The sequence below is a fragment of the Mesorhizobium sp. M0478 genome (assembly GCF_040321305.1).
Classification (GTDB): domain Bacteria; phylum Pseudomonadota; class Alphaproteobacteria; order Rhizobiales; family Rhizobiaceae; genus Mesorhizobium.
This window is the reverse complement of record NZ_JAMYRH010000004.1, coordinates 19,082-44,610: the sequence shown is the minus strand read 5'-3', so window position 1 is coordinate 44,610 and position 25,529 is coordinate 19,082. Positions and strand designations below refer to the sequence as shown.

Below are 25,529 nucleotides of genomic sequence, written 5' to 3'. Positions count from 1 at the left end.
GCCAGCAGATTTCAAGCCCAGGGAGAGTTTTCATGTTGGGGCACAAAGGTTTTGGTATGAGGGCAATCGCGATTGGCGGCTTTGCCGTAGCTCTGATGGCCGTGATGCCGGCGGCTCACGCGGGAGACAAGGTGATCGTGTTTGCCGCAGCCAGCCTCAAGGACGGGCTCGACGCCGTCACCAAGGCCTGCGAAGCCGATGTCGGTGAAGCGGCGACCGTCTCCTACGCCGCGAGCTCGGCGCTGGCCAAGCAGATCGAAAGCGGGGCGCCCGCCGATGTGTTCATTTCGGCCGATCTCGACTGGATGAAGTACCTCTCCGACAAGAGACTGACCAAGCCGGAAACCGAGGTGAAACTGCTCGGCAACCAGATCGTGCTGGTGGCGCCACAGGATTCCAAGGTTGAGACCAGGATCGAGAAAGGCTTCGACCTGGCCAAGCTGGTTGGCGACGGCAGGCTTGCCATGGGCGACGTCAAGGCGGTGCCGGCCGGCAAATACGGCAAGGCGGCACTTGAATCGCTCGGCGTCTGGTCGTCGGTCGAAGGCAAGGTGGCGCAGGCCGAGAATGTGCGCGCCGCGCTCAAGCTGGTTTCAACGGGCGAGGCCGCGCTCGGCATCGTCTATGCCACCGACGCGCATGCCGACAAGGGAGTCAAGGTGGTCGGCACCTTCCCGGAGGATTCGCACCCGCCGATCATCTATCCGGTTGCCGAGACCACCGATTCGAAGGACAAGGATACGCCGGCCTTCCTGAAGTGCCTGCAGTCCGCCAAGGCGGCGGAACTGTTTAGGGATCAGGGTTTCACCGTGCTCACGCCGAGCAATTAAGGTAGCGGCTGAGTATGAACTGGCTGCTGGACCTCACTCCCGACGAATGGAATGCGGTCCGGCTGTCGATCAAGGTGGCGACGGTGGCGATGCTGTTCAGCCTGCCGCCGGGCATCTTGATGGCGCTTTTGCTGGCCCGCGGAAAATTCTGGGGCAAGACGCTGCTCAACGGTGTGGTTCACCTGCCGTTGATCCTGCCGCCGGTGGTGACAGGTTATCTCTTGCTGCTTACCTTCGGCCGGCGCGGGCCGGCGGGAGCGTTCCTGGCCGAGCATTTCGGCATCGTCTTCTCGTTTCGCTGGACCGGCGCCGCACTGGCCTGCGGTATCATGGGCTTTCCCCTGATGGTGCGGGCGATCCGGCTGTCGATCGAGGCGGTCGACCGCAAAATGGAGGCAGCGGCGGGAACGCTCGGCGCCAACCCGGTTTGGGTCTTCGCCACCATCACGCTGCCGCTGATCCTGCCCGGGCTGATCGCCGGCTCGATCCTGTCCTTCGCCAAGGCGATGGGCGAGTTCGGCGCCACCATCACCTTCGTCTCCAACATTCCCAACGAGACGCAGACGCTGCCTTCGGCGATCTACACCTTCACGCAGGTGCCTGGCGGCGATGACGGGGCGCTCAGGCTGACGCTGATCTCCATCGTCATCTCGATGGCCGCATTGGTAGCCTCGGAAGTGCTGGCGCGGCGCGTCGGCCGGCGGATGGACATCGAATGAGTGTGCTGGTGGACATCAGCCATCGGCTCGGCGATTTCGCCATCGACGCGCATTTCGAAAGCGCCGGGCGGCTGACGGCGCTGTTCGGGCCCTCGGGCTCCGGCAAGACGACGCTGATCAACGTGATCGCCGGCCTGATCCGGCCGACCAAGGGCCGTATCGCGGTCGACGGCCGTGTGCTGGTCGACACCGATGCCGGCATTTTCGTGCCGAAGCACAAGCGCCGGATCGGCATCGTGTTCCAGGACGCGCGGCTGTTTCCGCATATGAGCGTGGCCGGCAATCTGCGCTACGGCCGCTGGTTCACGCCGCCGGCGGAGCGCTATGCGGATATCGACGCGGTCGTCGAACTGCTCGGCATCGGTCCACTGCTCGACCGGCGACCGGCAAAGCTGTCGGGCGGCGAGAAGCAGCGCGTGGCGATCGGCCGGGCGCTGCTTGCCAGCCCGAAACTGCTGTTGATGGACGAGCCGCTGGCCTCGCTCGACGATGCGCGCAAAGCCGAGATCCTGCCCTATATCGAGCGGCTGCGCGACGAGACCAAGCTGCCCATCGTCTATGTCAGCCATTCCGTCGCCGAGGTGGCGCGGCTGGCCAGCGACGTGGTGGTGATGGCGCAAGGCAAGGTCGCTGCCTCAGGCCCGACCGGCGCGATCATGCAACGGCTCGAATTGCTGCCGGCCGAGGAACGCGGCGAGGGCGGCGCGGTTCTCGACACCAAGGTGCTGCGCCATGATGAGATCTTCGGGATGACCGTGCTCGGCTCGGCGGCGGGCGAAATCCGGGTGCCGCAATTGGCGGTCTCGGTCGGCGCGCCTGTGCGCATCCGAATCCGCGCCCGCGACGTGATGATCGCCACCGAACAGCCGAAAGGTCTCAGTGCGCTCAACATCCTGCCGGGCGCCATCGTCGCAATCGGCTCGGGCGAGGGGCCGACGGTCGAAATCGGCATCGACTGCAATGGCGAAACCGTGCTTGCGCGCATTACCGAACAATCCAGGCAGGTACTGAACCTTCAACTCGGCGGCAAGGTCTTCGCGGTGATCAAGACGGTCAGTTTCGACCGTGCCAACACCGGCGCCGGGCTGCCGGCCGAAGCGGATGGCTGATAACCGCTATATCGTTTTGGAATAGCGCTATGGGTCGAGAGGGGCTAGTGTGACTGTGGAGGACAAGAGATGCCGTCGCTGAGCCTGCGGATAAATCTCGATCCGGACGGGCGCATAGGTCCGGGCAAGATCGAATTGCTGGAGCAGATCGCCACTTTCGGCTCGATCTCGGCTGCGGCACGCGGCATGGAGATGTCCTACAAGCACGCCTGGGATCTGGTGGAAGATATGAACCGTGTGTTCGGCAAGCCACTGGTCGCGGCGCAGACCGGCGGCAAAAAGGGTGGCGGCGCACAGCTGACCTCAGTTGGCCTTGCAGTTGTCAGCCGTTTTCGCGCTATCGAGCGCGCTGCGGCGGCAGCGGCGGCCACGCATATGGACGCCTTGCAGGCGGAGATCGATGCTGGGTGAGGGTTGAAGCTTGCGATCCGTCACACCCCCCTCTGTCCTGCCGGACATCTCCCCCGCAAGGGGGGAGATCAGCTAGCCCGTAGACGGGCGCTAATCTGTTAGGCGATTGGCGAAATCCTCCGTGACGGCCAATCTCCCCACTAGAGGGGGAGATGTCCGGCAGGACAGAGGGGGGCGCGAAGGAACTCGACCTTTGAGCGCGCTATTCCTCGGGCTCTCCTGCTTTACGCAGCAGATAGGTGTCCATGATCCAGCCCTTTCTTTTCCGGGCTTCTTCTCTCGTCCTCTCAATCTCCTCGCCGACATCACCCAGGCGACCGGAAACGATGATCTCGTCCGGTGTGCCGAGATAGGCGCCCCAATGGATGATCAGATCCTTGTCTGCCAGCGTGTTGAAGGCGCATTTGCCGTCGAGCATGACCACGGCGCTGCCGGCATTGTGCGGCATGCCTTGTTCGGCGAGGCGGCGGCCGGTGGTGATCAGCACGGGGTCGCCGATGCGGTTCAGCGCCATCTTGTGGCCGGCGGCTAGCGCCTGGACGGCGGTGATGCCGGGAATGACCTCCAGTTCGAATGCGACATTGCCCCTCAGTCGTACGCGCGCGAGGATGCGCAGCGCGCTGTCATAGAGCGAGGGGTCGCCCCAGATCAGGAAGGCGCCGCAGCCGTCCTCGGCAAGTTCGTCGCGGACCAGGCTCTCATAAATCTGGGCGATGGCCTCGTGCCAGTCATCGACGGTTGAGCGATAGGAAGGCGCCGGCTCGGCGCGCACCGGCACGTCGAACTCGACGCGGCGCGATTTCGGATTGCTGACGAAACGGTCGCAGATATGGCGGCGCAATTCGGCAAGGTCGTTCTTCTTCGCCCCCTTGTCGGGGATAAACAGGACGTCCGCCCGGTTTAGGCCTGATATGGCCTGCACGGTCATATGGTCGGGATTGCCGGCGCCGATGCCGATGACGAGAAGCTTGCGCATGACGCGAACTCCTGCCCGATCGAAACCTGTTAGTCCAGACCGCCGATTGGCGTGTCCAGACACTGTGGCGTCCTGCTGGGAGACGGAAGGCTTTGAAACGCCACATTGAAACGGCTAGGGTCGCGGCATTCTTGGCGAGGGGCTTCGATGTTGCAATATGTTCTGTCCGTAGCGCTGGCGCTTTTAGCCGTGCCCGCGCTGGCCAATGATACGACCGCCGAACTCGGCACAGGTGGCCTGATCCTGTCGCGTAGCGACGCGGTGTCGATGCAAAGCGAGGATCTCTATATCTCGCCGGAAAAGATCACGGTCGACTACGTCTTCCACAACAACACCGACAAGGATGTAAATGCCATCGTCGCTTTTCCGCTGCCGGACATCGAAGGCAATCCGGAGGAAATGCCGGCCATCCCGGAAAACCAGAGCGACAATTTCCTTGGCTTCGAGGTGACGATCGACGGAGCGCCGGCAAAGCCGCAGCTCGAGCAGAAAGTGTTCGCTGTCGGCATCGATATCGGCGCCGATCTGAAGGCGCAGAACGTGCCGTTCAATCCGTTCGGCGATGCGGCCAAGGCGGCCCTGGCGAAGCTGCCGAAAACGGTCGCCGAGGATTGGGAAAACCGCGGCATCATCATCGAGGATACGGGCAGCGACGGTACCGAGGCGAACAAGGTCTATACGCCGTGGTGGCAGTTGCGCTCGACCTATTGGTGGCGCGCGATATTTCCGGCCAACAAGGATGTCCACGTCTCGCACCGCTACAAACCGAGCGTCGGCGGCACGTCATCGGTGAGTTTCTTCTATAACGGCAAGTTCACCGAGGGCAGCCAGTACACGACCTACAAGACCCGCTACTGCATGGACGACAGCTTCGAGAATGCGGTGCGGCAGGCCGCCAAGGCCGACGGTTATCCGCATTTCTACGAGAACCGCATAGCCTATATCCTGACCACCGGCGGCAACTGGGCCAATGGCAGCATCGGCAAGTTCAAGCTAACCGTCGACAAGGGCAATCCGAAAGCGCTGATCTCGTTTTGCGGCGACAATGTCAAGAAGGTCGGGCCGACGACCTTCGAGACGGCGGCGCAGGATCTCTATCCCGAGCACAACATCGACATATTGCTTTTGGAGCCGTCGGATGACGGCGCCGGGGGAGCCAACTGATGGACGTCGCGATCTATGTCGCCATTGCGCAGAACGGCGTCATCGGGCGCGACGGCGGCTTACCGTGGCGGCTGTCCACCGATCTCAAGCGCTTCAAGGCCGATACGATGGGCAAGCCCGTCATCATGGGCCGCAAGACTTATGAAGGCATCGGCCGGCCGCTGCCGGGCAGGTTGAACATCGTGGTGACCCGCGACAAGGCCTGGCGCGCCGAGGGCATCGAGGTAGCGCACTCCCTGGAGGCCGCGATCCAGCTGGCCACGGTGCGCGGGCGTTGCATGGCCGGCGTCGACGAAATCTGCATCATCGGCGGCGGCGAGATCTATGCGCAGGCGCTGCCGCTGGCAGACCGGCTGCACGTCACCCATGTGCTGGCGGCGGTCGATGGCGACGCGCATTTTCCCGACATCGATCCGGATTTGTGGCGCCTTGTCAGCGCTCAGGACGTTCCGGCCGGTGAAAAGGACAGCCATGCGACGCGCTATTCGGTTTACGAGCGACGCCGCGGCGTGCATTGAGACGATAAAAGGGTCGCGAACGTCCAAAACGGACATGCTCGGCAGCGGATCGCGTTGAAAGCGCATCGCTGCGTCCCTATAGAAGAACAACTGGATTTGCGCCGCAACGTCGGCGCTGAGGGAATCCCAAGCGAAAGGACATTCATGCCCTGGAACGACAAGAGCGGCGGCGGCGGCCCATGGGGCGGCGGCGGCAACAATCAGGGACCCTGGGGGCAGGGACCGAAGGGGCCTAGCGGCCCGCCGGGGTCACCTCCCGATCTCGAAGACATCATCCGCCGCGGCCAGGACCGGCTGCGGCGCGCGCTGCCCGGTGGCGGCGGCGCCAGCCCGGCCGTCTTTGCGCTGATCGCAGCGGCTCTGATCGTGCTGTGGGCGTTCAAGGCGGTCTACACCGTGCAGCCGGACGAGGTTGCGGTCGAGCTGCGCTTCGGCAAGCCGAAGGCGGAGCTGTCGCAGCCGGGTCTGCATTTCCATTGGTGGCCGGTCGAAACCGTCGAGACGGCCAACATCGCCGAACAACTCGTCGATATCGGTGGTGGCGGCGCGACGAGCGGCAACTCGTCGGGGCTGATGCTTACCGGCGACCAGAACATCGTCAACGTCCAGTTTTCGGTGGCCTATCAGGTCTCCGATCCGCGGGCCTATCTGTTCGACGTCTCCGACCCAGAAGGCATGCTGCAGCAGGTCGCAGAGAGCGCCATGCGCGAAGCGGTCGGCCGGCGACCGGCCCAGGACATCTTCCGCGACGACCGTCAGGGCATTGCCGCCTCGGTGCGTGAAATCATTCAGACGACGCTGGACGGCTACAAGGCCGGCCTGAATGTCAACGCGGTTTCGATCGAGGACGCGGCGCCGCCGCGTGAAGTGGCCGACGCGTTCGACGAAGTGCAGCGCGCCGAGCAGGACGAAGACAAGTTCGTCGAGCAGGCCAACCAGTATTCCAACCAGAAGCTTGGCCAGGCGCGTGGCGCCGCGGCGCAGATCCGCGAGGACGCGGCAGCCTACAAGAACCGTGTCGTCCAGGAAGCCGAAGGTGAGGCGCAGCGCTTCATCTCGGTCTATGACGAATACGCCAAGGCGCCCGATGTGACGCGCCGGCGGCTTTATCTGGAAACGATGGAGAAGGTGCTGAAGGATTCCAACAAGGTGATCGTCGAACAGGGCAATGGGCAAGGGGTCGTTCCCTATCTGCCGCTGCCGGCACTGCAACCGAAGGCGCCGCCGCCTGCGACCACGGGAGGAGCCCAGTGATGGCCAATCGTCTTCCCATCATCGCGGTCATCGCGGCCGTGCTTCTGTTCCTGCTCTACTCCTCGGTCTTCGTGGTCAATGCGCGCCAGCAGGCACTCGTGCTGCGGTTCGGCGAGATTGTCGACGTCAAGAATGAACCCGGCATCTATTTCAAGGCGCCTTTCGCCTTCTTCGACGCCGACAGCGTGCAATTGATCGAAAACAGGGTGCTGCGCTTCGATCTCGACAACATCCGCGTCCAGGTTTCGGGCGGCAAGTTCTACGAGGTCGACGCTTTCATCGCGTACCGCATCTCGGATCCGCGCGTGTTCCGCTCAGCCGTGTCCGGTCAGATCACACTGGCCGAAGCACGACTGAGGACGCGTCTCGATGCGGCGCTGCGCCGTGTCTACGGTCTGCGCGACTTCGAGGCGGCGCTTTCGGAAGAGCGGGCCGTGATGATGCGCGAAGTGCGCGATCAGCTTCGGCCCGACGCCACCTCGCTCGGCCTGCAGATCGAGGATGTGCGCATCCGCCGAACCGATCTGACGGCCGAGGTCTCGCAGCAGACCTTCGACCGCATGAAGGCCGAACGTTTGGCCGAGGCCGAACGGCTGAGGGCACGCGGCAAAGAGGCCGCGCAGCGCATCACCGCCCGCGCCGACCGCGAAGTGGTGGAAATCGTCGCCGAAGCGCGCAAGGAATCGGAAATCCTGCGTGGTGAAGGTGAAGCCCAGCGCAGCGCGACCTTTGCCGACGCCTACAAACGCGATCCGGCGTTCTTCGACTTCTACCGGTCGATGAATGCCTATGGCACGGCGCTGGACAACTCCGGGACGACGATGGTGCTGTCGCCAAACTCGGAGTTCTTCCGCTTCTTCCGCAATCCGGACGGGACGGACGCGAAGCCGGCGGCGCCTGCGGCTCCGGCGACGGCACCTGCCGCGCCGGCGACGGCACCTGCCGCGCCGGCTGCACAACCTGCACCCGCCCAGTAGGGCGGTGCAGGATTTCCTTGCGGCCATAGGCCTGGTCCTCGTCGTAGAGGGTCTGGTCTATGGCGGCTTTCCCGGCCTTGCCAAACGTCTTGCCGGCGAAGTGCTGTCGACGCCGGAAATTGCGCTGCGCATCGTCGGGCTGGTGGCGATCGCCATCGGCGTCGGCATCGTCTGGTTGGTGCGTGGCTGAGGACCGCTGATCTGCAATTCCAGGAAAGTGTGAGCGGTTTTCCGTCCGGAATTGCGTAAAAGCAAAGGGATCGAACGGTTCGCCGTTTCCGCGAAACGGCGAACCGTTCTAAGGTGTAACGGAGGATTTATCCTCCTGATGTGGCCATAGCCGCAAACGTGCCGTATTTCTTGCCAACATGACGCGACGCGGCGTTTTGCCGAAGCGCTTTTCTTTTCTGCAATCCGGGAGGCTTTCGATGACATCCAACACCCTTCTGCGCGCGGCGCGGCGGACGTTCATCGCAGGTGCTGCGGCACTTCTGGTCGGCGCGCTTGCCGTTCCAGCTTTCGTGACGCCGACGATGGCCGCGGACGGACCGGCTTCGGTTGCCGACCTCGCCGAAGGCCTGCTCGGTGCGGTGGTCAACATCTCGACCTCGCAGACCGTGAAGGGCACGGAAGGTCCGGGCGCGGTGCCGATGCCGCAGCTGCCCGAGGGTTCGCCGTTCCAAGATTTCTTCGACGACTTCTTCAAGAACCGTGGCGGCGACAAGGATGGCGGCGCGCAAAAGGTACAGTCGCTGGGCTCCGGCTTCGTGGTCGACGCCGAGCAAGGCATTGTCGTCACCAACAACCACGTCATCGCCGATGCAGACGACATCGAGGTGAATTTCTCCGACGGCGTGACGCTGAAGGCGACGCTGGTCGGCACCGACACCAAGACCGACGTGGCGGTGCTCAAGGTCGACCCGAAGGGCCACAAGCTGACGGCGGTGAAATTCGGCGATTCCAACAAGATGCGCGTCGGCGACTGGGTGATGGCGATCGGCAATCCGTTCGGCCTTGGCGGCACGGTGACGGTCGGCATCGTCTCGGCCCGCAACCGCGACATCAATTCCGGCCCCTACGACGACTTCATCCAGACCGACGCCGCCATCAACCGCGGCAATTCCGGCGGGCCGCTGTTCAACAGCCTGGGCGAGGTCATCGGTATCAACACGGCGATCATCTCGCCGTCGGGCGGCTCGATCGGCATCGGTTTCTCCATCCCCTCGCAGCTTGCCTCGGGCGTCGTCGACCAGCTGCGCCAGTTCGGCGAGACCCGTCGCGGCTGGCTCGGCGTGCGCATCCAGCCGGTGACCGACGACATCGCCGAGAGCCTCGGCATGGCGACCGCCAAGGGCGCGCTGGTGGCCGGCGTCATCAAGGGCGGACCGGTCGACAACGGCACAATTCTCGCCGGCGACGTCATCATCAAGTTCGATGGCAAGGACATCCATGAAATGCGCGACCTGCCGCGCGTCGTGGCGGAAAGCCCGGTCGGCAAGGCGGTCGACGTGATCATCGTGCGCAAGGGCGTCGAGCAGACGGTGAAGGTGACGCTCGGCCGGCTTGAGGACGGCGAGAAGGTCGCTGCCGGTGAGGACGGCACTACCGATGAGGACAAGGGCGGCGACAAGGCGCCCGCGGTCTCCACGGCCTCGGTGCTCGGCATGACCGTCGGCGAGCTCAATGACGACACACGGAAAAAATTCGGCATCGCGGCCGACGTCTCCGGCGTCGTCATCACCGACGTCACCAAGGATTCGGCCGCCGCCGAGCGCGGCATCCAGGCCGGCGAGGTGATCACCGAAATCGCCCAGGAATCGGTCGCGACCCCGAAGGACGTGATGGACCGGATCGGCGCGCTGAAGGAGCAGGGCCGCAAGAATGCGCTCTTGATGCTGGCGTCCAAGACAGGCGAGTTGCGCTTCGTGACGATCCGGATGGATTGAGTCCGGTCAGGCCTGCAACGATCTGATTTCGAAATGAAAAGGGCGGCTAGTTAGCCGCCCTTTTTCTTGCCTGCCAGTCCTTGCGCGACAGGGTGTAGAGGACATGCCGCTTGAGGTGCGGGTGGCTGTCAGGGATGGATGGGTGGTCGAAATCGCGAGCCGGGTCAGGGCTCATGCCAAGACGCTCCATGACGGCCGTCGAGCGGCGGTTGGCCGCGACGGCGAAGGAGACGATCTCGTCCCGGTCAAGCGTCTCGAAGCCAAAGGCGAGCCAGGCTTCGGAGGCCTCCGTGACATAGCCCTTTCGCCAGAATTCCGGCGCCAACCGCCAGCCGATCTCGATCGTATCGGAGGGCAGGGACGGCACGTGATCGGTCTTTAAGAGGCCGACGAAGCCGATGCATTCCCCAGTCGCGGCGATCTCGGCGGCGGCAAAACCAAAGCCGTCCTCGGCGATCCAGCCCCGAAACTCGTCCATCTTGGCATCCGTCTCGGCGCGGTCGCGGCGGAACGGAAAAAATTCCATCACCCGCTCGTCGGAGTTGATGCGATGGAATAGTTCGCGGTCGCGCTCTTCCCAGTTGCGCAGGATGAGGCGCTCGGTGCGCATCGGTTTCATTGGGCGAACTCTTCCTGGCGGTAGCCCTGGAGATAAAGCAGTGCGGTGAGATCGCCATGGTCGATGCGGACCTTGGCTTCGGCAGCAACGGCCGGCTTGGCGTGGAGCGCGACACCGGTGCCGGCCAGGCGGATCATGTCGAGGTCGTTGGCGCCGTCGCCGACCGCAATCGCATCGAATGGGGTCAGGCCGAGGCGGGCCGAGATATCGTTCAGCGCATCGGCCTTGGCGGCACGGCCGAGGATCGGCTCGGCGACAAGGCCGGCAAAGCGCCCGTTCTCCTCGATCAGGCGGTTGGCACGGTTTTCCTGGAAGCCGAGCATGGCGGCGACACGGCTGGTGAAGACGTCGAAGCCGCCCGAGACAAGCGCCGTCCAGGCGCCATTGGCGCGCATCGTCCGCACCAGGGCGCGGCCGCCCGACGCCAGCGTCAGGCGGTTCGCGATGATGCGGCCGACGACGGCGGCATCGAGGCCTTTCAGCAGCGCCACGCGTTCACGCAGCGCCGGCTCGAAAGCGATCTCGCCGTTCATCGAGCGTGCCGTGATGGCGGCAACGCGGTCCTTGACGCCGATCTCGTCGGCGAGTTCGTCGATGCATTCCTGGTCGATCATGGTTGAATCCATATCGGCAAGCAGGATTGTCTTGCGGCGGCTTTCGGCCTGCTGAACGATCACGTCGACCGGCTCGGAGCCAAGTGCTGTGCGCAAGGCGGCACTTGCCTCGGCGGCTTCTGCCCCCTCGGGCAGCACCAGGTCGCAGGCGACGCCATCGCCCAGCCAGCGAACAGCGCTTGCACCGACCGACCGTGAGGCGATATTCGCAAGCGAGGCCGACATCGCGCGGCGGAGGGGGTGGGACACAAGCGTGGCAATGAGCGGCATCGAGACTTCCAAGCAGCTAGGCGAGGGCGGGCAGGCGGGCGAGGGCCGCGTGAAGAACGCGATCCTGATAGCCGGGCCGACAGCCAGCGGCAAGTCGGCGCTGGCGCTCGATCTCGCCGAGCGCAAGGGCGGCGTCATCGTCAACACCGATTCCATGCAGGGCTATTCGGTGCTCGATGTGCTGACGGCGCGGCCGAGCGCCGCCGAACTCGGCCGCGCGCCGCACTTTCTCTATGGCCACGTGCATCCCTCCACCGCCTATTCCACCGGCGCCTGGCTGCGCGACGTGATGAAGCTGATCGATGACGGCACGCTCGCCCGACAGCCCGACGACGCCGCCTTTGAACGTCCGGTGATTTTCGTCGGCGGCACCGGGCTCTATTTTCGCGCACTTGCCGAGGGCATTTCGGAAATGCCCGACATTCCGCAGCAGGTACGCGACCGCTGGCGCTACGAGTTAAAGGAGCAAGGCGCAGCCAAGCTGCACCGCATCCTGATGCATGAGGATTCGGCGGTCGCCATGCAGCTGAAGCCGACCGACGGCCAGCGCATCGTGCGGGCGCTGGAGGTGCTCGATGCATCCGGCCGCTCCATCCTCGAATGGCAGGCAGCACGCGGCCGGCCGCTGATCGACCGCGACAGCGCTCGGTTCTTCGTTATCGAGCCGGACCGCGCCGCCCTTGTCGAGCGGATCGAAACAAGGTTCGACCGCATGCTCGATCTCGGCGCGCTCGATGAGGTCAAACGGCTTGCGGCGCTTGGCCTCGATCCCGAGCTGCCGGCGATGAAGGCGATCGGCGTTCGCGAACTTTCGGCCGCCATGGCCGGTGACATCAGCTTTCCTCAGGCCATCGAGCGCTGCAAGGCAGCGACGCGGCAATATGCCAAACGGCAAACGACGTGGTTTCGCCATCAGCTGGGACCGGAATGGCTGAGATTGCGGCCCGGCGACGGCCTGCAAGCCGTGATTTGATTTTCGTGCTGCTAATACAATTAAAGAAACAGAAGTAGGAATGAACATTCCCGCTCCGGTTGTCTGGATTAACCGTCCGTAAGGCGCCGGCATGCCATAGATCCGGGGGGTACTTTTCCAACGGGGAGCAGATGCGTTTCCACAAGGCGGAATCCGCATTTTTCGTCTTTATTTTCGTGATCCTGGCCGCAGGCCTGGTGACGCTTTATGCCTATGGTCAATTGCAGTCCATCGCGGTCGGTCACGATACGACTTCCCGGGTCGAGAGGATCGCTTATCTCAACACGCTGCTGTTTGTCACCGGGGTGCTGCTGGCGACAGCGCTGTTCTTCGGCGTGTTCTTCATCTACCCGTTGATCCGTAGGCAGGCGACGGAAGAGGGCAAGCTGCGCGCCATGACGGTTTCGCTCAGCGCCCGCTCGGAAACGCTGCAGCATGCGGCATTGACCGACGGCCTTACCGGCATGCAGAACCGGCGCTATTTCGACGATGCGCTGAAGGAATATCTCGAGGAATTCCGCCGCATCGAAAAGCCCGTCGGGCTGATGATCCTCGACCTCGATCATTTCAAGCAGGTCAACGACACGCATGGCCACGATGTCGGCGACGAGGTGCTGAGGGCAGTCGCCAATTGCCTCAAAGGCATGACGCGCTATCACGACGTGGTGGCGCGGCTCGGCGGCGAAGAGTTCGCCGTTGTCACCCCCAACATGGACGCGGAGTTGTTGGGGAAGTTCGCCGAACGCATCCGCAAGGCGATTGCCAACATGTCGGTGCTGTCGGGCAATGTCCGCCTCAAGATCACCACCAGCGTCGGTCTTGCCGTCTGGGATCGGAAGGAAACGGCCGAGGAATTCTACCGCCGCGCCGACCGCCAGCTCTACGAGGCGAAGAGGCAAGGCCGCAACCGCGTCTGCGCCTAAATCCCGGCATTAAATCCGTGAGGCTGGCCGTTTGATGCCGTCTTCTGCGCTTCCGGCCTTCGCCGGCCGAAGCACTCATGAGGTGGTGGCGGCAGCTATGGCTACGGCCGGCGTAGGCCGGTGCTCACGGACTCAATGTCCGCTCCGCTCCGGTTCTCGAAGTCGACACCGACCGACTCAGCCTGACGAATTTTCTGGCGTGATTTACCCAAGCTGGCTGACGAAGCTGATCTCGGAAGTTGACGCGGCTTGCCGGTGGCCAGAAGGGTGTGCAGGCTAATCGTTCTGCGGGCGCATGCCGAAGGTTGTGGGCTTGAGGCCGTAGCGCAGGTCGAAATCGTCGTCCGGCTGGACGCGCTGGGCGGTCGCCGGCTTGCGGTAATCGGGATCGCCGGCCTGGCGGCCGGAATCCACTGCTTCGGCGAAGGCCATCTGCTGCTGCGGTTTCGGGACGTTGCGCAGCCGCTCGACGATGGCGGCGAGATCGACGTCGTTGCCGTCCTGCGAGAACTCGTCCTGCTCTCGCTTGGCGGTGCCGGGGATCAGGTTCTCCGCCAGTTTTTCGAACTTCAGCCGCATGGTCGTCGCCACGCCTTCACCGAAGGCGATGGCTTCGCGCTGGCCCATGGAGGACAGGAAGGCCAGCGTCGAGGCGGAGGAATCGGCGATCGCCGAGCGGATGATTGCCTGGTCCTGCTCGTTGGCCAGCCGCATGGCGAAAAAGGTCGAGCATTGCGACAGGATGGTCGGATCGAGTTCACCCGGGCGCTGGGTGACGACGCCGAGATAGCAGCCATATTTGCGGCCTTCCTTGGCGATGCGCGACAGTGCATGCCTTGTCGGGGCGAAGCCAAGGCGTGGATCGGCCGGCATGTAGCGGTGCGCTTCTTCGCACAGCAACAGCAGCTTCAGCCGGCCCTCGCTCCACAGCGCAAGGTCGAACGCCAGGCGCGCCAGCACCGAACAGACGGAGTTGACCACTTCGGACGGCATGCCGGCCATCTCGAAGCAGGTCACCGGGCGGCCATGATGCGGCACACGGAAAATATTGCCGATCGTCTCGTGGATCGTGTCCTCGATCAGCCGCGAATTGAACATGAAGCGATAGCGCGGGTCGGACGCGGCAGATTCGATGCGCGTCTTCAGCGATTTCAGCGTCGGGCGGTCGTTCTTGCTTTCCAGGAGGCCCATGCGCTCGTCGATCTGCTTGATGAGATCGACCATTCGGTAGGGCACCGGTGTGTCGGCGGTCAGCGCATCGCTGCCGCGGCGCACATAGGAGCCTGAATTGGGATTGCGATAGAGGTTCTTGGCGGCGGGGATCAGGTCGCGCAGGACATCGACTTCTTCCGGCACGACCTCTCGGCCGCGAAACAGCACTTCGGCGAATTCTTCGAGCCTGAACATCCAGAACGGCAGGTCAAGCGTCTTGGAATCGACCCGGACGCAGAACTCAGGCAGGGACGCCGCGAATTCATTGTGCGGATCGAGGATGAGGATGCGCAGATCGGGCCGGGCCGCGATCGATTTGCGCAGCAGCAGCGAGACGGCGGTGGATTTGCCGACGCCGGTTGTGCCGACAACGGCAAAATGGCGCGCCAGCGTGTCCTCGATAGCGATGTTGGCGTCGATCGACTCATCCTGCGACAGCGTACCGATGGTGATCGAATGACGCCCGGCGAGATCGTAGACCGCCTGCAGATCACGGGTACGGATGCGGTGCGCTATGGCGCCGATATGCGGATAGGTGGTGATGCCGCGGTCGAACACCGGTTTGGCCCCCGGTTCGGCGCCGTCGCGCACTTCGCCGATCAGCTCGACGCTGACCTCGATGGGATTTTGTCCCTCATTGCTCCAGGCGCGATCCGATTTGCCGATTTCGTAGACCAGACCAACGGTGCGCGATGTCCCGAGATTGATGGAGATCATCTTGCCGACGGTCCACAGGCCGGTGACCGCTCCTTCGATGTCGTCGGCATAGGCGCTGATGGTGGCGCGCGCACCGTCGCACTGCACGACGTTGCCGAGAATGCGCTTGTCGCTCTGCTCTGCGCGGCGGCGCTCCTGCGAGGTCGGTTCGCCGACGGAGGCTTCGCGCTCGACAAACATACGATCCGATCCCCATTCCCGTGGAGCCTCGATCCTACACAGACGGGGTTAAGGTGGCGTGATGCGGGATGGTGTAGCAGGGGTTAACCCGTCAGCGAAAATTCAACCGGCCGGCCTCTTCCCCCAATCCGAAGATTCGATATATTGGACGAATGACTGATATAGCGAATGACATGTCGGCCACGATAGGCAGACGAATCCACGCCGAAAGAGCCTTGCGGGACTGGTCGTTGGCCGACCTGGCGAACCGCTCCGGCGTCTCCAAAGCCATGCTCAGCACCATCGAGCGCGGCATGACCAGCCCGACGGCCGCGCTGCTGGTGCGCATCGCCGCTGCTTTCGGCATGACGCTGTCGACGCTGATTGCACGCGCCGAGCAGCAAGGTGGCGGCCTGCTGCGCGAGAGTGAGCAGCCGGTTTGGCGCGACCCCGGTACGGGCTATGTCCGTCGGCATCTGTCGCCGGTTTCCGACACGCCGCTCGAATTGATCCGGGTGCAGTTGCCGGCGGGCGCCAATGTGAGCTTCCCGGCGGCGTCCTATGCCTTCATCAAGCAGCAGATGTGGCTGATCTCCGGGCGACTTGAGTTCACCGAGGGCGATGTCGTGCACAGGCTCGAGCCCGGCGACTGCCTGGCGCTCGGCGCGCCGTCGGACTGCACGTTCCATGCCGTCGGACCGCAGCCGGCCGACTATCTGGTCGCGCTGGTCAGGGGCTGAAATCGTGGCAAGACGTCCCAAGCGCTACGACAATGGCGGACCGCCGCTCGATGATTACAAGGGTCCGCCATGGGGCAAGGGCGATCCCTACATCTTCCTGGCCTGGCAGGCAGCGCATGCCAAGGCGTGGAAGGCGCCAAGCCGTGACGTGATGCTGATGCGCATGGAAAAGGCCGAGCGGCTTGGCCTGACCTATGAGGAATACACGCTCGAAATCCTCGAACGCGGGCTGCATCTGCAGCCGAAAGACACCGATCGCATCGCCGCGATCAAGGCGAGACGAAAGCGGCGCCGCGTCGCGCGTCTGGATTAGCAAGGGAAAGTGCAGGTGAGTCCCATCGAAATCAGGCCGCTGACTGCGGGAACGCGCGACATGCTGGCCGACCTCCTGATCGAGACGGTCGCGGCCGGCGGCTCCGTCAGCTTCATGCATCCCTTATCCAGGCAAGCGGCGGAAACTTTCTGGGGCAACTCGTTGGTGGCAGCAGAGAGAGGTGAAAGAGCGGTGCTGGGTGCATGGAAGGGCGAGGTTCTGGTCGGCACCGTGACCGTGCTGCTCGACTTTCCTGATAATCAGCCGCACCGGGCCGAGATCGCCAAGCTGATGACCCGCGTCGAACACCGCGGCAAAGGCATGGCGAGCCGGCTGATGCGGGCGGCAGAAACGCTCGCCGTCGAGAAAGGCCGCACGCTTCTGGTGCTGGACACCGCAACCGAGGAGGGCGCTTCCGGCCTTTACGAAAAACTCGGCTTCACGCTCACTGGCGAAATACCGGACTTTGCCTTGAAGCCCCATGGCGGGCTGACCGGCACGCTCATCTACTGGAAGCGCATCGGCGGCGCTGCCTAACCCATATGATGAACCTCTTGCAGCGCGTAGACCGGCGTCGCGATGCCTTCCATGCGGGCCTTCAACTGCAACGCCAGGAACTGCGAATAGTGGCGCGACTGATGCAGATTGCCGCCATGGAACCACAGCGCCTCCTGTTGCGTCGGCTTCCACATGTTGCGGAGCTCGCCTTCCCAGGGGCCTGGGTCCTTGGTGGTGTTGGAACCGAGGCCCCAGCATTTGCCGACCTTGTCTGCGACCTCCCGTGAGATCAAATCGGCCGCCCAGCCGTTCATCGAACCATAGCCGGTGGCGTAGACGATGAGATCGGCCGGCAGTTCCGATCCATCGCTGAGCAGGACCGAATGCTCCTTGATCTCCTTCACGTCGACACCGCTTTTCAGCTTGATCGACCCGTCGATGATCAGGTCGGATGCGCCGACATCGATGTAATAGCCCGAGCCGCGCCGCAGATATTTCATGAACAGGCCGGAGCCGTCATCGCCCCAGTCAAGCATGAAGCCGGCCTTCTCCAGGCCCTTGTAGAATTTGTCGTCGCGCTTCTTCATCTCGGCATAGGCCGGGATCTGGAATTCGTGCAGGATCTTGTAGGGCAGGGAGGCAAAGACGAGGTCGGCCTTGGCTGTGGTCATACCGCTCGCGACCGCCTTTTCCGAATAGAGGGAGCCCAGGCCGATCTCCATCAGCGTGTCCGACTTGACGATGTGCGTGGTCGAGCGCTGCACCATGGTGACGTCGGCGCCGGCCTCCCAAAGGGCTGCTGCAATGTCGTGGGCGGAGTTGTTCGAGCCGATGACGACAGCTTGTCTGCCGACATAGGCATCGGGTCCCGGATGCTTCGAGGAGTGATGCTGGTCGCCCTTGAATGTGTCCATGCCCTTGAAGTTCGGCATGTTGGCCTTGCCGGATTGCCCCGTGGCCAGCACCAATTGTTTCGGCTTCAGCGTGATGTCCTTGCCGTCGCGGCGCACCACCACCGTCCATTCCTTCTTGCTGTCGTCATAGACAGCGCTCATGGCCTCGGTCGACGACCAGTAGTTCAGCTCCATTACCTTGGCGTACATTTCCAGCCAGTCGCCGATCTTGTCCTTGGGCGCGAAGACCGGCCAGTTCCTGGGAAAGTCGATATAGGGCAGATGGTCGTACCAGACCGGATCGTGCAGGCAGAGCGATTTGTAGCGCTTGCGCCAGCTGTCGCCGGCCCGTTCGTTCTTCTCGACGATGATGGTCGGCACGCCGAGCTGCCGCAGCCGCGCGCCGAGCGCGATGCCGCCCTGGCCGCCGCCAATGATGAGCGTATAGGGCTGCGTCTTGAAGCCGAGTTCGGCGGCCTCCTTCTCGCGCTCCTCCTTCCAGGTCGGGCGGTTCTTGCCATGGCCGTGCTTGGCGCCGAGCGGGCGGTCGAAGCCGGCCGGCTCCTCATGGCCCTTGAGCTCGACCATGGTGGTGAGCAGCGTCCAGATCTTGCCGTCCTTCAGCCGGATGTGGCCGAAGCCGCGCGCCACGGACGTTTCGAAACTGATCCAGCCGTCGAGCATGCCATCGTTTTCAGTGGCGTCCTCGCCCTTGGCGATCGCCCAGTTCGATGGGTTGGTTTTCGCCACCTGGCTCACCAGCATGTCGCGCACCTGGTCGCGGCCTTCCATGGTCTTGATGTTCCAGGTGAAGCTGACGAGATCGCGCCAAAAACAATCCTCCTGAAAGCAGGCGACCGCCTTGTCGATGTCGCCGGCGGCGAGTGCCGCGCCGAAGCGATCGAGCAGGTCGGAAAGCTTCTTGTTGGGGGCCTTGTCGAGCATTGAATTTCCTCCGCGATTTTTCCTGGCCGCCTTTAGCGAGCGGAACCCTGCCGAAGCTTGACGTCCGGCCTGGCGCAGTATCGCGACAAATTATGCGCCGCGTCACGTCGTCCAATAGTTTGCCGCGTATTCAGGGGCTTATCGGGAAATCGGGACGCCGAAGACCGTTGCGAACCAGCGGCGGACCGCTTCTTCGGCCGGGCTCAGATGCGCGCCCGAAGGTGCGGTCAGATAGTGGCCGGCACCGCTCGACAGCGTAAAGCCGGACAGGGTGACGAGAGATCCTTCGCGCAGTGCCGCGTCGGCCAAGGTCGCGATCCCAGCACCATGCCGGCGCCGTGCTTCGCCGCCTCCAGTGCGGTAACGAAACTGTCGAATTTGTGCGTGGGCCCGAGCGCCGGCTTCATCCGGGCGACGGCGAACCACTCGCCCCACATTTCCCGCGCGCCGACCACTGTAAGTCTCGGCAATCCTGTCCAATCCTTGGCCTTTGCGATATTTGGCGACGCCATCGGCGTCAAGGTTTCGCGGGTGAGGCGGTCGGCCTGCCGTCCGGCAAAGGAGCCGGAGCCAATGCCGAATCGGATGTCGAGACCCACAAAGCGCTCGCCGTAATCGGCCGGTGTGTGGATGGTCTCGATCTGCAGCTGGACGAAGGGCAGGTCCTTGGCCATTTGCGGCAGCTTTGGCGCGATCATCAGCACGGCAAACGAGATCGGCGAGCGTATCGTCACGCTCTGGACGGTCTTGGGTTCGAACAGCTCGCGCGTGCTGTTGGCGATCACGGCAAAGGCCGATTGCAGATGCGGCAGGTAGGCGGCACCCTCCGGCGTCAATTCGACGCCGCGCGCCAGGCGGATGAACAGCGGCTGCTTCAACCGCTCTTCGAGAGAACGGATGTGCTGGCTGACCGCAGCCTGGGTCAGGCCAAGCTCGGCCGCGGCGGCGGTGAAATTCGACAGCCGCGCGGCGGCCTCGAAACTCCGCAGCCAGTCAAGCGGGGGCAAGGGCAAGGTTGTTTCAGTCATAAACAGTTTATGGCCTTTGGCCGCAAAATGATAATTTGAGTTATGCCTTCAACATCATCACGATGCAACCGGAAACCCTGCGGAGTTGGCTGCGGGGCGCAGCGGACAGGAACGGATCCCCATGCTTACCCAGGCGCTGATCGGCGACGAAGGAAGAACGATCGACCTCGGGTGGAAGGACGGCGCGCGCACTCGCTTTCACGCCATGTGGTTGCGCGACAATGCGCTCGACGACAAGACGCGCAGCGCCGGCAACGGCCAGCGGCTGATCACCATTCTCCACATTCCCGCGCAGACATGGATCGGCGCAGCCGCGATCAAGGGCGATGCGCTTGAAGTCAGTTTCGAACCGGAGGGAAAGACGGTGCGCTTCCCCGCGGCCTGGCTGAGCGCCAATGCCTATGATCGCGATGCCGCCCGACAGCCCGGCTGGACAGGCGAGGGCACCGTGCGATGGACCAGGGCCTCTATGCAGAATTCGGTGCCGCGCGCCGGCTATCTCGCTGCCAGCCGCGACCGCGCCGTCTTGCGGCAATGGCTGTCGGCGGTGAAGACCTACGGCTTCGCGGTGATGGACGATTTGCCGGCCGAATCCGGGGCGCTGTGCAAAGTGTCCGATCTGTTCGGCTATATCAGGGAGACCAATTACGGCCGATGGTTCGAGGTGCGCGCCGAGGTCAATCCAACCAATCTGGCCTACACCAATCTTGGCCTGCAGGCGCATACCGACAATCCCTATCGCGATCCGGTGCCGACCTTGCAGATCCTGTCCTGCATCGAAAACACGGTGGAGGGTGGCGAATCCAGCGTTGTCGATGGTTTTGCCGTGGCGGCCGCGCTGCAGGCCGAAAACCCCGAAGGCTTCCGGCTGTTGAGTTCATACCCGGCGCGCTTCGAATATGCCGGCTCGTCGGGCGTGCGATTGCAGGCCAAGCGGCCGATGATCGAGCTCGGGCCGGATGGCGAACTCATCGCCATCCGCTTCAACAACCGCTCGCTGGCGCCGACCGTCGATGTGCCGTTCGCGGAGATGGAGGCCTACTACGCCGCCTATCGCCGGTTTGCCGAACTGATCGAGGATCCGTCCTTCGAAGTGACCTTCAAGCTCGAGGCGGGCCAGGCCTTCATCGTCGACAACACCCGCGTCATGCATGCCCGCAAGCAGTTCTCCGGCGCCGGCAAGCGCTGGCTGCAGGGCTGCTACGCCGACAAGGATGGCCTTTTGTCGACGCTGTCGGCGATCGAACACGAATTCAAGGAAGCAGCGGAATGAGCAGCCAGGATTTGAACGCGAGCAACATCGTCGAATTCATCGCCGATATTTTCGAACGCCGAGGGGCTGAATCCTATCTCGGCGAACCCGTCACCATGTCGGAGCACATGTTGCAGGGCGCCTGGTTCGCCGAAAAGGACGGCGCGCCCGATGTGCTGGTGGCGGCAGCACTGCTGCACGATATCGGCCACTACACCAGCGAGTTCGGCACCTATTCGCCCGACGATGTCGAGGACAAGCATCATGACGAAGCCGGCGGCGAGGTGCTGGCGCCGTTCTTTCCACCGGTGATCGTCGAATGCGTCAGGCTGCATGTCGCGGCCAAGCGCTACCTCTGCGCTACCGACCCCACCTATTTCGGCAGGCTGTCGCAGGCCTCGGTCCACACGCTGTCGCTGCAAGGCGGGCCGATGAATGCCGAAGAGGTGGCCGAGTTCCGCAAGAACCCGTTCCACGAGGAAGCGGTGCGGGTTCGCATCTGGGACGAGGCCGGCAAGATCGCCAACATGAAGACCCGGGCATTTCGCGACTACATGCCGCTGCTGCAGCGGGTTGTCCGCGACTTCGCCAATCGCGCCTGATCGCAATCCGGGGAAGGAACGGCATATGCACCGTTTCGACGGCAAACATGCGCTAACCGTATGCCGCCGCAGACTTGCCGCGAGCGTCTGCGTGGGCAGGCGCTCGCGCCTCGCTGCCGATCCCTACCGGTGACGAGCCTTGTCACCGCGGATTTTATTGCGACATCCGTCGGCGCGGCCCAAGATCAGTAGGTCAGACTTCGGTGTATATTTGACTCAGACGAAGGTCTGAGAATCGAGCTGCAAGCACGAAAGGAGAGTTTCCTCAGCGTTTGTGAGCCGCAATTTTGGGCTGTTCATTCTTGAATACCGTGACACATCATGATGTGATGGTGGCATGAATGGAGAAAGGCAGCCCCTGTTTTCATCCGTGCGTCGCCGGGCGTACTTTAGCTTGCGCGTATTCGCGGCGGTTGCGGTGACGATGCCGGTGCTTGGTCTGCGGTTGAGCCATGTCGACGGTTACAAGATCGAATTCGCCGCTGCCAGCGCCAAGAGCGGAAACAATGGCAATGGTAACGGTGGTGGCAACGGTAGTGGTAACGGTAATGGCTCAGGCGGCAACGCCGGGAATGGCAACGCCAACGGAAAGGGAAAAAATGGTGCCGGCGACAACGCCGCCGGTAGCCAAGCTCCCAGTAGCCAAGTCAATGCCGCTGGCGACACGGTGACGGTACAGGGCGCCAAAATCCAGGTCGTGCATCGCGATGGATTCAGCGAAAGCATCGAGGCCGGCCGCTTCACTATGAAGGATCCGCTTGGAAGGACAATTGTCGAACGCGCCGTAAGGGCCTCCGACATTGCTCGTCTGAAAGGGCTGTAACTGTTGGTTCGCCAACCAGCATCCGACCTTCAGACAAGCCCCGATCTCCCTATACAAGACCCGTTTTGGGCGCGTGCATAAGAATGGCTGCTTCGGTGCGGTTTCGCACCTTTAGCTTTTGAAATATCCGAGTCATGTGGTGTTTTACCGTTTTCTCCTGCAGGTTGAGACGTTTGGCGACTTCTTTATTGCTCAGTCCTTCGCCTACCAAGGAGATTATCCCAAGCTCGCGTCCCGAGAGATTGGCAACGAGATCGGTTGTGCGCTTTTCCGGCCGGATCAGTTCATTCAAAAGCTGCGCTGACAGGGTCGGCGAAACATATTTTTTTCCTGCGGCTATATAAGTCAGCACCTCGGCCAGCGATGCCGCCCCAATCCCTTTCAGCACATATCCGCGTACGCCCAGCCTGAGCGCCGTTGCCAAATCGGCGTTCGCCTCCGAGACGGTGAGCATGACGATCTTGCAGTCAGGCTGAGTTGCAAGAATATTTTCCGCTGCCGCCAGACCCCCTCCCGGCAAACTGATGTCTAGCAGCAATATGTCGGGATTTGCCAAGGCCGCAAGCTGTTCGGCATCCGTCGCGGTTTCGCCCGCACCAACGACTTCGAAGCCGCCGATTTCGGCGAGGCTGCGAGCCACACCCTCGCGAAACAGCGGATGATCATCAACAATGGCAATCCTTATGGGAGCGGTCATTTCTGGTCCTCGATGTTGAGCGTTATGGTCAGCCGGGTCCCCCTGGGGCTCGAAAAGGTCTCGAAGTGACCTCCGATACTTTCGATACGTTCCCTCATACCGGCGAGTCCAAGTCCTTCACACGATCCCGACTGGAATCCAGGGCCGTGATCAAGCACTTGAATGAGGAGCTTGCCCTGCGTCACTCTCGCCTTGACAGCCTGCCCCTTGCCCAGACCGTGTCGCCAGGCATTGTTCAGCCCCTCCTGCGCGAAGCGAAAGATGCTTATTTTCTCGGACGTCCCCAGGTCGGGCAGGCGAGATGGCAGTGAAAGCGATACGGAGGAGGCCGTCCGGCGTTCATGTTCGGCAACCGCAAGCCGCAATATCTCCGCGACTGTCGAAGCTTCGATCTGTGGCAGCACGAGGCCGGTGCAGATGGCGCGGATCTCCCGCATCGCCTCGTCCAACGTATGATGGATATCGGCGATCTCGGTCTTCCGGTGGCTTGGGGATGCGGCGGGATCGAGCAGCAGAGGGCTGTCCATGCGCAGCGCAGCCAGTGCGACCAGCTGAGCTGGACCGTCATGCAAATCAGACCCGATGCGACGCAAGTAACGCTCGTTGATTGCCGTTGCGCGGCGCGACGCCTGCTGGACGCGCTCCCGCAAAGCGGAATTCTGCTCCAAAAGCAACTGAAGTTCGGCCACTTGTGTCTCAAGCGCTGAACGCTGCGTTTCGATAGTGCTGCTGCCGCGAAGCACGATTCCCGAGAGCATCGCCAAGGCGACCGCGGTCGCGCCAGCCACGAGCAGCCAGCTCGACCATAGTGCCGAGTTTAAAGTGCCCTGAAGATCGTCGGCTATCTCGTAGAACTCGGAAACGGCCACAACATCGCCCGACCACGGCTCTCGAACCGGATTGTAGATCTCGAGCAGCGAGGCGGTGGGGCTCTTCCGTTCCTTCCTTTCATTTTCGTCCAGATCATTGAATTGCGCCACCACGTTTCCACCGAACGCATGCAGCAAGTTCGCATTTGGCTCGAAGGTCTGGCCGATAAGAGCCGCGTCTTTGGCGTACAGCACCTTGCCATCACGCCGCCAAAGCACGAACGACGCCAGTTTTTTGCCGAGAGCACCCTGGTCCAGGGTTTCATCGAGCGCCCGTTTAACGGTGTCGCTGAGCTGCTGGCTTTTGCGCATATCCGGCAGGATTGGCGCGATGACACTGTCGACGTAAAGCGCGGTCGTGCTTGCAGAGTTGCGGATCACTCCATCTCGTATTTGCGAGGTGACCCATAGGCCGACGACCAGCATCAGCGACAGCAGCCCAATGCTTCCGACTATGATGAACTGCCAAGCCAACGATAGCCTGTTCCAGTTTTGATAGAGACTATCAATGTAGCGCACGTCTCAACCGACCCCGCGACTTTGGCCGCGCCAAAATGCCTAAGCCATCCTACATCTAGAACGGTCGATGGTGCGAGCAAGCGCTAGGTTGAATTGCCGGGGAAACCGCAATTTCAGGGCATGATCCCACCGCCACCCGCGGGGAACGGCGGTGGGATCAGCGTTACTGTATGATCTTGACGATCTTCCGCGTGCCGGGGTCGACCAGCACGGTTCGCCCGTCGACCACAACGTAGCGATACTTGACGCTCGGCACTTCATGCAGTTCCACCGTGTCGGGAATGGCGGTCCCCACGTTCAATTCGACACCTGGAATCTTCACCGACGCAAGGGGCTGCTTTTTCACGTATTCGCGCACAACCGTTTCCTGCTCCGGCGCGATGATGACGTCTTGAGCGGCAACTACGCCCGCGCTCGCGAGCAGCAAGAATCCGGCAATTGCGGTCGACTGGTACATGGTCGTCATGATTCTCTCCTTCATCAACGCTCATGCATCTTGCGCGAGCTCGATTCCGATACGGTGGTTGTTGGTGAGGTTGATGCACACCGGGAGCCGAACGGGCTTTTCGCGGCTGCGTTCCCGCGTGGGGCTTCGGTCCGGGCGTCATCGGGCCAATGGACGATAGGGGGAGGGACCAAAGTCTGGTGCCAGGCTGTAGAGGTCCTAGAGCCTCCTCAGGGCGGAACACAGGGTTCTCGGCATCGTTGAGATCAGCACTTGTGGGAGGCGTTAATGGACAACAGCGTCCATCAGGCACGATGGTTGCTCTTGCCTGTTTTCGGGGTAGCCATCCTGGTCATGACGACGGGAGTACTTCTAAGCTTGTGAGGCTGGTGTCATCGCTATGGGATCGCAAGCTCAGGAAAAAATAAAATGTTGCGTTGCATTAATTGTTTGATGCAATTTATAGGTGATTGTTGCAAAATTACTGCCAACATTCACTGGTCTTCTTAGAAAC

27 protein-coding genes are annotated in these 25,529 nt (G+C 62.6%); 18 read left to right on the top strand and 9 right to left on the bottom strand.

Annotated elements, in window-relative coordinates; all coding sequences use genetic code 11:
* Positions 1–35 precede the first annotated feature (35 nt).
* From modA to NKI64_RS11390, 4 genes are all read left to right on the top strand, one after another.
* Complete coding sequence (modA, locus tag NKI64_RS11405; RefSeq protein ID WP_155927182.1) at positions 36–830, top strand: molybdate ABC transporter substrate-binding protein; 795 nt, start codon at positions 36–38, stop codon at positions 828–830.
* A 14-nt stretch (positions 831–844) separates the two neighbouring features.
* The gene (gene modB / locus NKI64_RS11400) at positions 845–1,549 is read left to right on the top strand and encodes a molybdate ABC transporter permease subunit (RefSeq protein WP_023668326.1); all 705 of its coding nucleotides are present in this window, start codon (positions 845–847) and stop codon (positions 1,547–1,549) included.
* Positions 1,546–2,658, top strand: coding sequence for a molybdenum ABC transporter ATP-binding protein (gene modC / locus NKI64_RS11395; RefSeq protein ID WP_352668018.1), 1,113 nt, complete (start codon positions 1,546–1,548; stop codon positions 2,656–2,658). Before modB ends, modC begins: the two co-directional genes overlap by 4 nt.
* A 69-nt stretch (positions 2,659–2,727) precedes the next feature.
* Complete coding sequence (locus tag NKI64_RS11390) at positions 2,728–3,069, top strand: winged helix-turn-helix domain-containing protein (RefSeq protein ID WP_023667411.1); 342 nt, start codon at positions 2,728–2,730, stop codon at positions 3,067–3,069.
* Between the two features lie 202 nt (positions 3,070–3,271).
* On the opposite strand, the gene cobF is transcribed toward NKI64_RS11390, so the two are convergent.
* On the bottom strand, positions 3,272–4,045 hold the full coding sequence (gene cobF, locus NKI64_RS11385; RefSeq protein ID WP_023667410.1) for a precorrin-6A synthase (deacetylating): 774 nt from the start codon (positions 4,043–4,045) through the stop codon (positions 3,272–3,274).
* A 147-nt stretch (positions 4,046–4,192) separates the two neighbouring features.
* On the opposite strand from cobF, the gene NKI64_RS11380 reads away from it, so the two are divergent.
* The 6 genes from NKI64_RS11380 to NKI64_RS11355 all read left to right on the top strand — a co-directional run bounded on the left by NKI64_RS11380 (position 4,193) and on the right by NKI64_RS11355 (position 9,904).
* Positions 4,193–5,209 (top strand): DUF4424 domain-containing protein, encoded by a 1,017-nt coding sequence (locus NKI64_RS11380; RefSeq protein WP_023690904.1) that lies wholly within the window; start codon positions 4,193–4,195, stop codon positions 5,207–5,209.
* A complete protein-coding gene (locus NKI64_RS11375; protein ID WP_023667408.1) occupies positions 5,209–5,727 on the top strand; it encodes a dihydrofolate reductase in 519 nt (172 codons plus the stop codon). Before NKI64_RS11380 ends, NKI64_RS11375 begins: the two co-directional genes overlap by 1 nt.
* 144 nt (positions 5,728–5,871) lie before the next feature.
* Positions 5,872–6,981, top strand: a complete 1,110-nt coding sequence (hflK, locus tag NKI64_RS11370) for an FtsH protease activity modulator HflK (RefSeq protein WP_023682090.1) — start codon at positions 5,872–5,874, stop codon at positions 6,979–6,981.
* A complete protein-coding gene (gene hflC, locus NKI64_RS11365; RefSeq protein ID WP_023682089.1) occupies positions 6,981–7,958 on the top strand; it encodes a protease modulator HflC in 978 nt (325 codons plus the stop codon). The genes hflK and hflC overlap by 1 nt, the downstream gene beginning before the upstream one ends.
* 4 nt (positions 7,959–7,962) lie before the next feature.
* Positions 7,963–8,148 (top strand): DUF2065 domain-containing protein, encoded by a 186-nt coding sequence (locus tag NKI64_RS11360; protein ID WP_023668333.1) that lies wholly within the window; start codon positions 7,963–7,965, stop codon positions 8,146–8,148.
* Between the two features lie 238 nt (positions 8,149–8,386).
* Entirely contained in the window at positions 8,387–9,904 is a 1,518-nt protein-coding gene (locus NKI64_RS11355; RefSeq protein WP_023668334.1) for a DegQ family serine endoprotease, read from the top strand.
* 46 nt (positions 9,905–9,950) lie between these two features.
* Here NKI64_RS11355 and NKI64_RS11350 read toward each other — a convergent pair whose 3' ends face one another.
* Both NKI64_RS11350 and serB read right to left on the bottom strand, forming a co-directional pair.
* Complete coding sequence (locus NKI64_RS11350; RefSeq protein ID WP_023699045.1) at positions 9,951–10,523, bottom strand: GNAT family N-acetyltransferase; 573 nt, start codon at positions 10,521–10,523, stop codon at positions 9,951–9,953.
* Positions 10,520–11,407, bottom strand: coding sequence for a phosphoserine phosphatase SerB (gene serB / locus NKI64_RS11345; protein ID WP_023705524.1), 888 nt, complete (start codon positions 11,405–11,407; stop codon positions 10,520–10,522). Before serB ends, NKI64_RS11350 begins: the two co-directional genes overlap by 4 nt.
* On the opposite strand from serB, the gene miaA reads away from it, so the two are divergent.
* Entirely contained in the window at positions 11,397–12,380 is a 984-nt protein-coding gene (miaA, locus tag NKI64_RS11340) for a tRNA (adenosine(37)-N6)-dimethylallyltransferase MiaA (RefSeq protein ID WP_023705523.1), read from the top strand. The two genes, serB and miaA, sit on opposite strands and share 11 nt — an antisense overlap.
* 131 nt (positions 12,381–12,511) lie before the next feature.
* On the top strand, positions 12,512–13,303 hold the full coding sequence (locus NKI64_RS11335; RefSeq protein WP_023690907.1) for a GGDEF domain-containing protein: 792 nt from the start codon (positions 12,512–12,514) through the stop codon (positions 13,301–13,303).
* A 276-nt stretch (positions 13,304–13,579) separates the two neighbouring features.
* Here the strand turns inward: NKI64_RS11335 and NKI64_RS11330 are convergent, their stop codons facing one another.
* A complete protein-coding gene (locus NKI64_RS11330; protein WP_352668014.1) occupies positions 13,580–15,412 on the bottom strand; it encodes an ATP-binding protein in 1,833 nt (610 codons plus the stop codon).
* A gap of 152 nt (positions 15,413–15,564) precedes the next feature.
* Between NKI64_RS11330 and NKI64_RS11325 the strand changes: the two genes are divergently transcribed.
* Genes NKI64_RS11325 through NKI64_RS11315 form a run of 3 tightly spaced genes read left to right on the top strand, consistent with a single transcriptional unit; the run spans position 15,565 to position 16,981 of the window.
* On the top strand, positions 15,565–16,131 hold the full coding sequence (locus NKI64_RS11325) for a helix-turn-helix domain-containing protein (protein ID WP_352668012.1): 567 nt from the start codon (positions 15,565–15,567) through the stop codon (positions 16,129–16,131).
* Between the two features lie 4 nt (positions 16,132–16,135).
* On the top strand, positions 16,136–16,444 hold the full coding sequence (locus NKI64_RS11320) for a hypothetical protein (protein WP_352668010.1): 309 nt from the start codon (positions 16,136–16,138) through the stop codon (positions 16,442–16,444).
* 15 nt (positions 16,445–16,459) lie between these two features.
* Positions 16,460–16,981, top strand: a complete 522-nt coding sequence (locus NKI64_RS11315; RefSeq protein WP_352668008.1) for a GNAT family N-acetyltransferase — start codon at positions 16,460–16,462, stop codon at positions 16,979–16,981.
* Here NKI64_RS11315 and NKI64_RS11310 read toward each other — a convergent pair.
* Both NKI64_RS11310 and NKI64_RS11305 read right to left on the bottom strand, forming a co-directional pair.
* Entirely contained in the window at positions 16,978–18,780 is a 1,803-nt protein-coding gene (locus tag NKI64_RS11310; protein ID WP_352668006.1) for an NAD(P)-binding domain-containing protein, read from the bottom strand. The genes NKI64_RS11315 and NKI64_RS11310 overlap by 4 nt on opposite strands.
* 227 nt (positions 18,781–19,007) lie before the next feature.
* On the bottom strand, positions 19,008–19,808 hold the full coding sequence (locus tag NKI64_RS11305) for a LysR family transcriptional regulator (RefSeq protein WP_352668004.1): 801 nt from the start codon (positions 19,806–19,808) through the stop codon (positions 19,008–19,010).
* Between the two features lie 121 nt (positions 19,809–19,929).
* Here NKI64_RS11305 and tmpA point away from each other — a divergent pair, with 121 nt between their 5' ends.
* The 3 genes from tmpA (at position 19,930) to NKI64_RS11290 (ending at position 22,485) form a co-directional block, all read left to right on the top strand.
* Positions 19,930–21,081: a 2-trimethylaminoethylphosphonate dioxygenase gene (gene tmpA, locus NKI64_RS11300; RefSeq protein WP_352668001.1), complete on the top strand. Its 1,152-nt coding sequence runs from the start codon at positions 19,930–19,932 to the stop codon at positions 21,079–21,081.
* The gene (gene tmpB / locus NKI64_RS11295; protein ID WP_023707734.1) at positions 21,078–21,662 is read left to right on the top strand and encodes a (R)-1-hydroxy-2-trimethylaminoethylphosphonate oxygenase; all 585 of its coding nucleotides are present in this window, start codon (positions 21,078–21,080) and stop codon (positions 21,660–21,662) included. The genes tmpA and tmpB overlap by 4 nt, the downstream gene beginning before the upstream one ends.
* A gap of 394 nt (positions 21,663–22,056) precedes the next feature.
* Positions 22,057–22,485 carry a hypothetical protein gene (locus NKI64_RS11290; protein WP_023731683.1) on the top strand — a complete coding sequence of 143 codons (429 nt, stop codon included), beginning with the start codon at positions 22,057–22,059 and terminating at the stop codon, positions 22,483–22,485.
* 49 nt (positions 22,486–22,534) lie between these two features.
* Here NKI64_RS11290 and NKI64_RS11285 read toward each other — a convergent pair whose 3' ends face one another.
* The 3 genes from NKI64_RS11285 to NKI64_RS11275 form a co-directional block, all read right to left on the bottom strand.
* A complete protein-coding gene (locus NKI64_RS11285; protein ID WP_023668347.1) occupies positions 22,535–23,182 on the bottom strand; it encodes a LuxR C-terminal-related transcriptional regulator in 648 nt (215 codons plus the stop codon).
* Positions 23,179–24,570, bottom strand: coding sequence for a sensor histidine kinase (locus tag NKI64_RS11280; protein ID WP_023690914.1), 1,392 nt, complete (start codon positions 24,568–24,570; stop codon positions 23,179–23,181). The genes NKI64_RS11285 and NKI64_RS11280 overlap by 4 nt, the downstream gene beginning before the upstream one ends.
* Before the next feature lie 163 nt (positions 24,571–24,733).
* Entirely contained in the window at positions 24,734–25,036 is a 303-nt protein-coding gene (locus tag NKI64_RS11275) for a DUF1236 domain-containing protein (RefSeq protein WP_023731684.1), read from the bottom strand.
* Positions 25,037–25,529 lie beyond the last annotated feature (493 nt).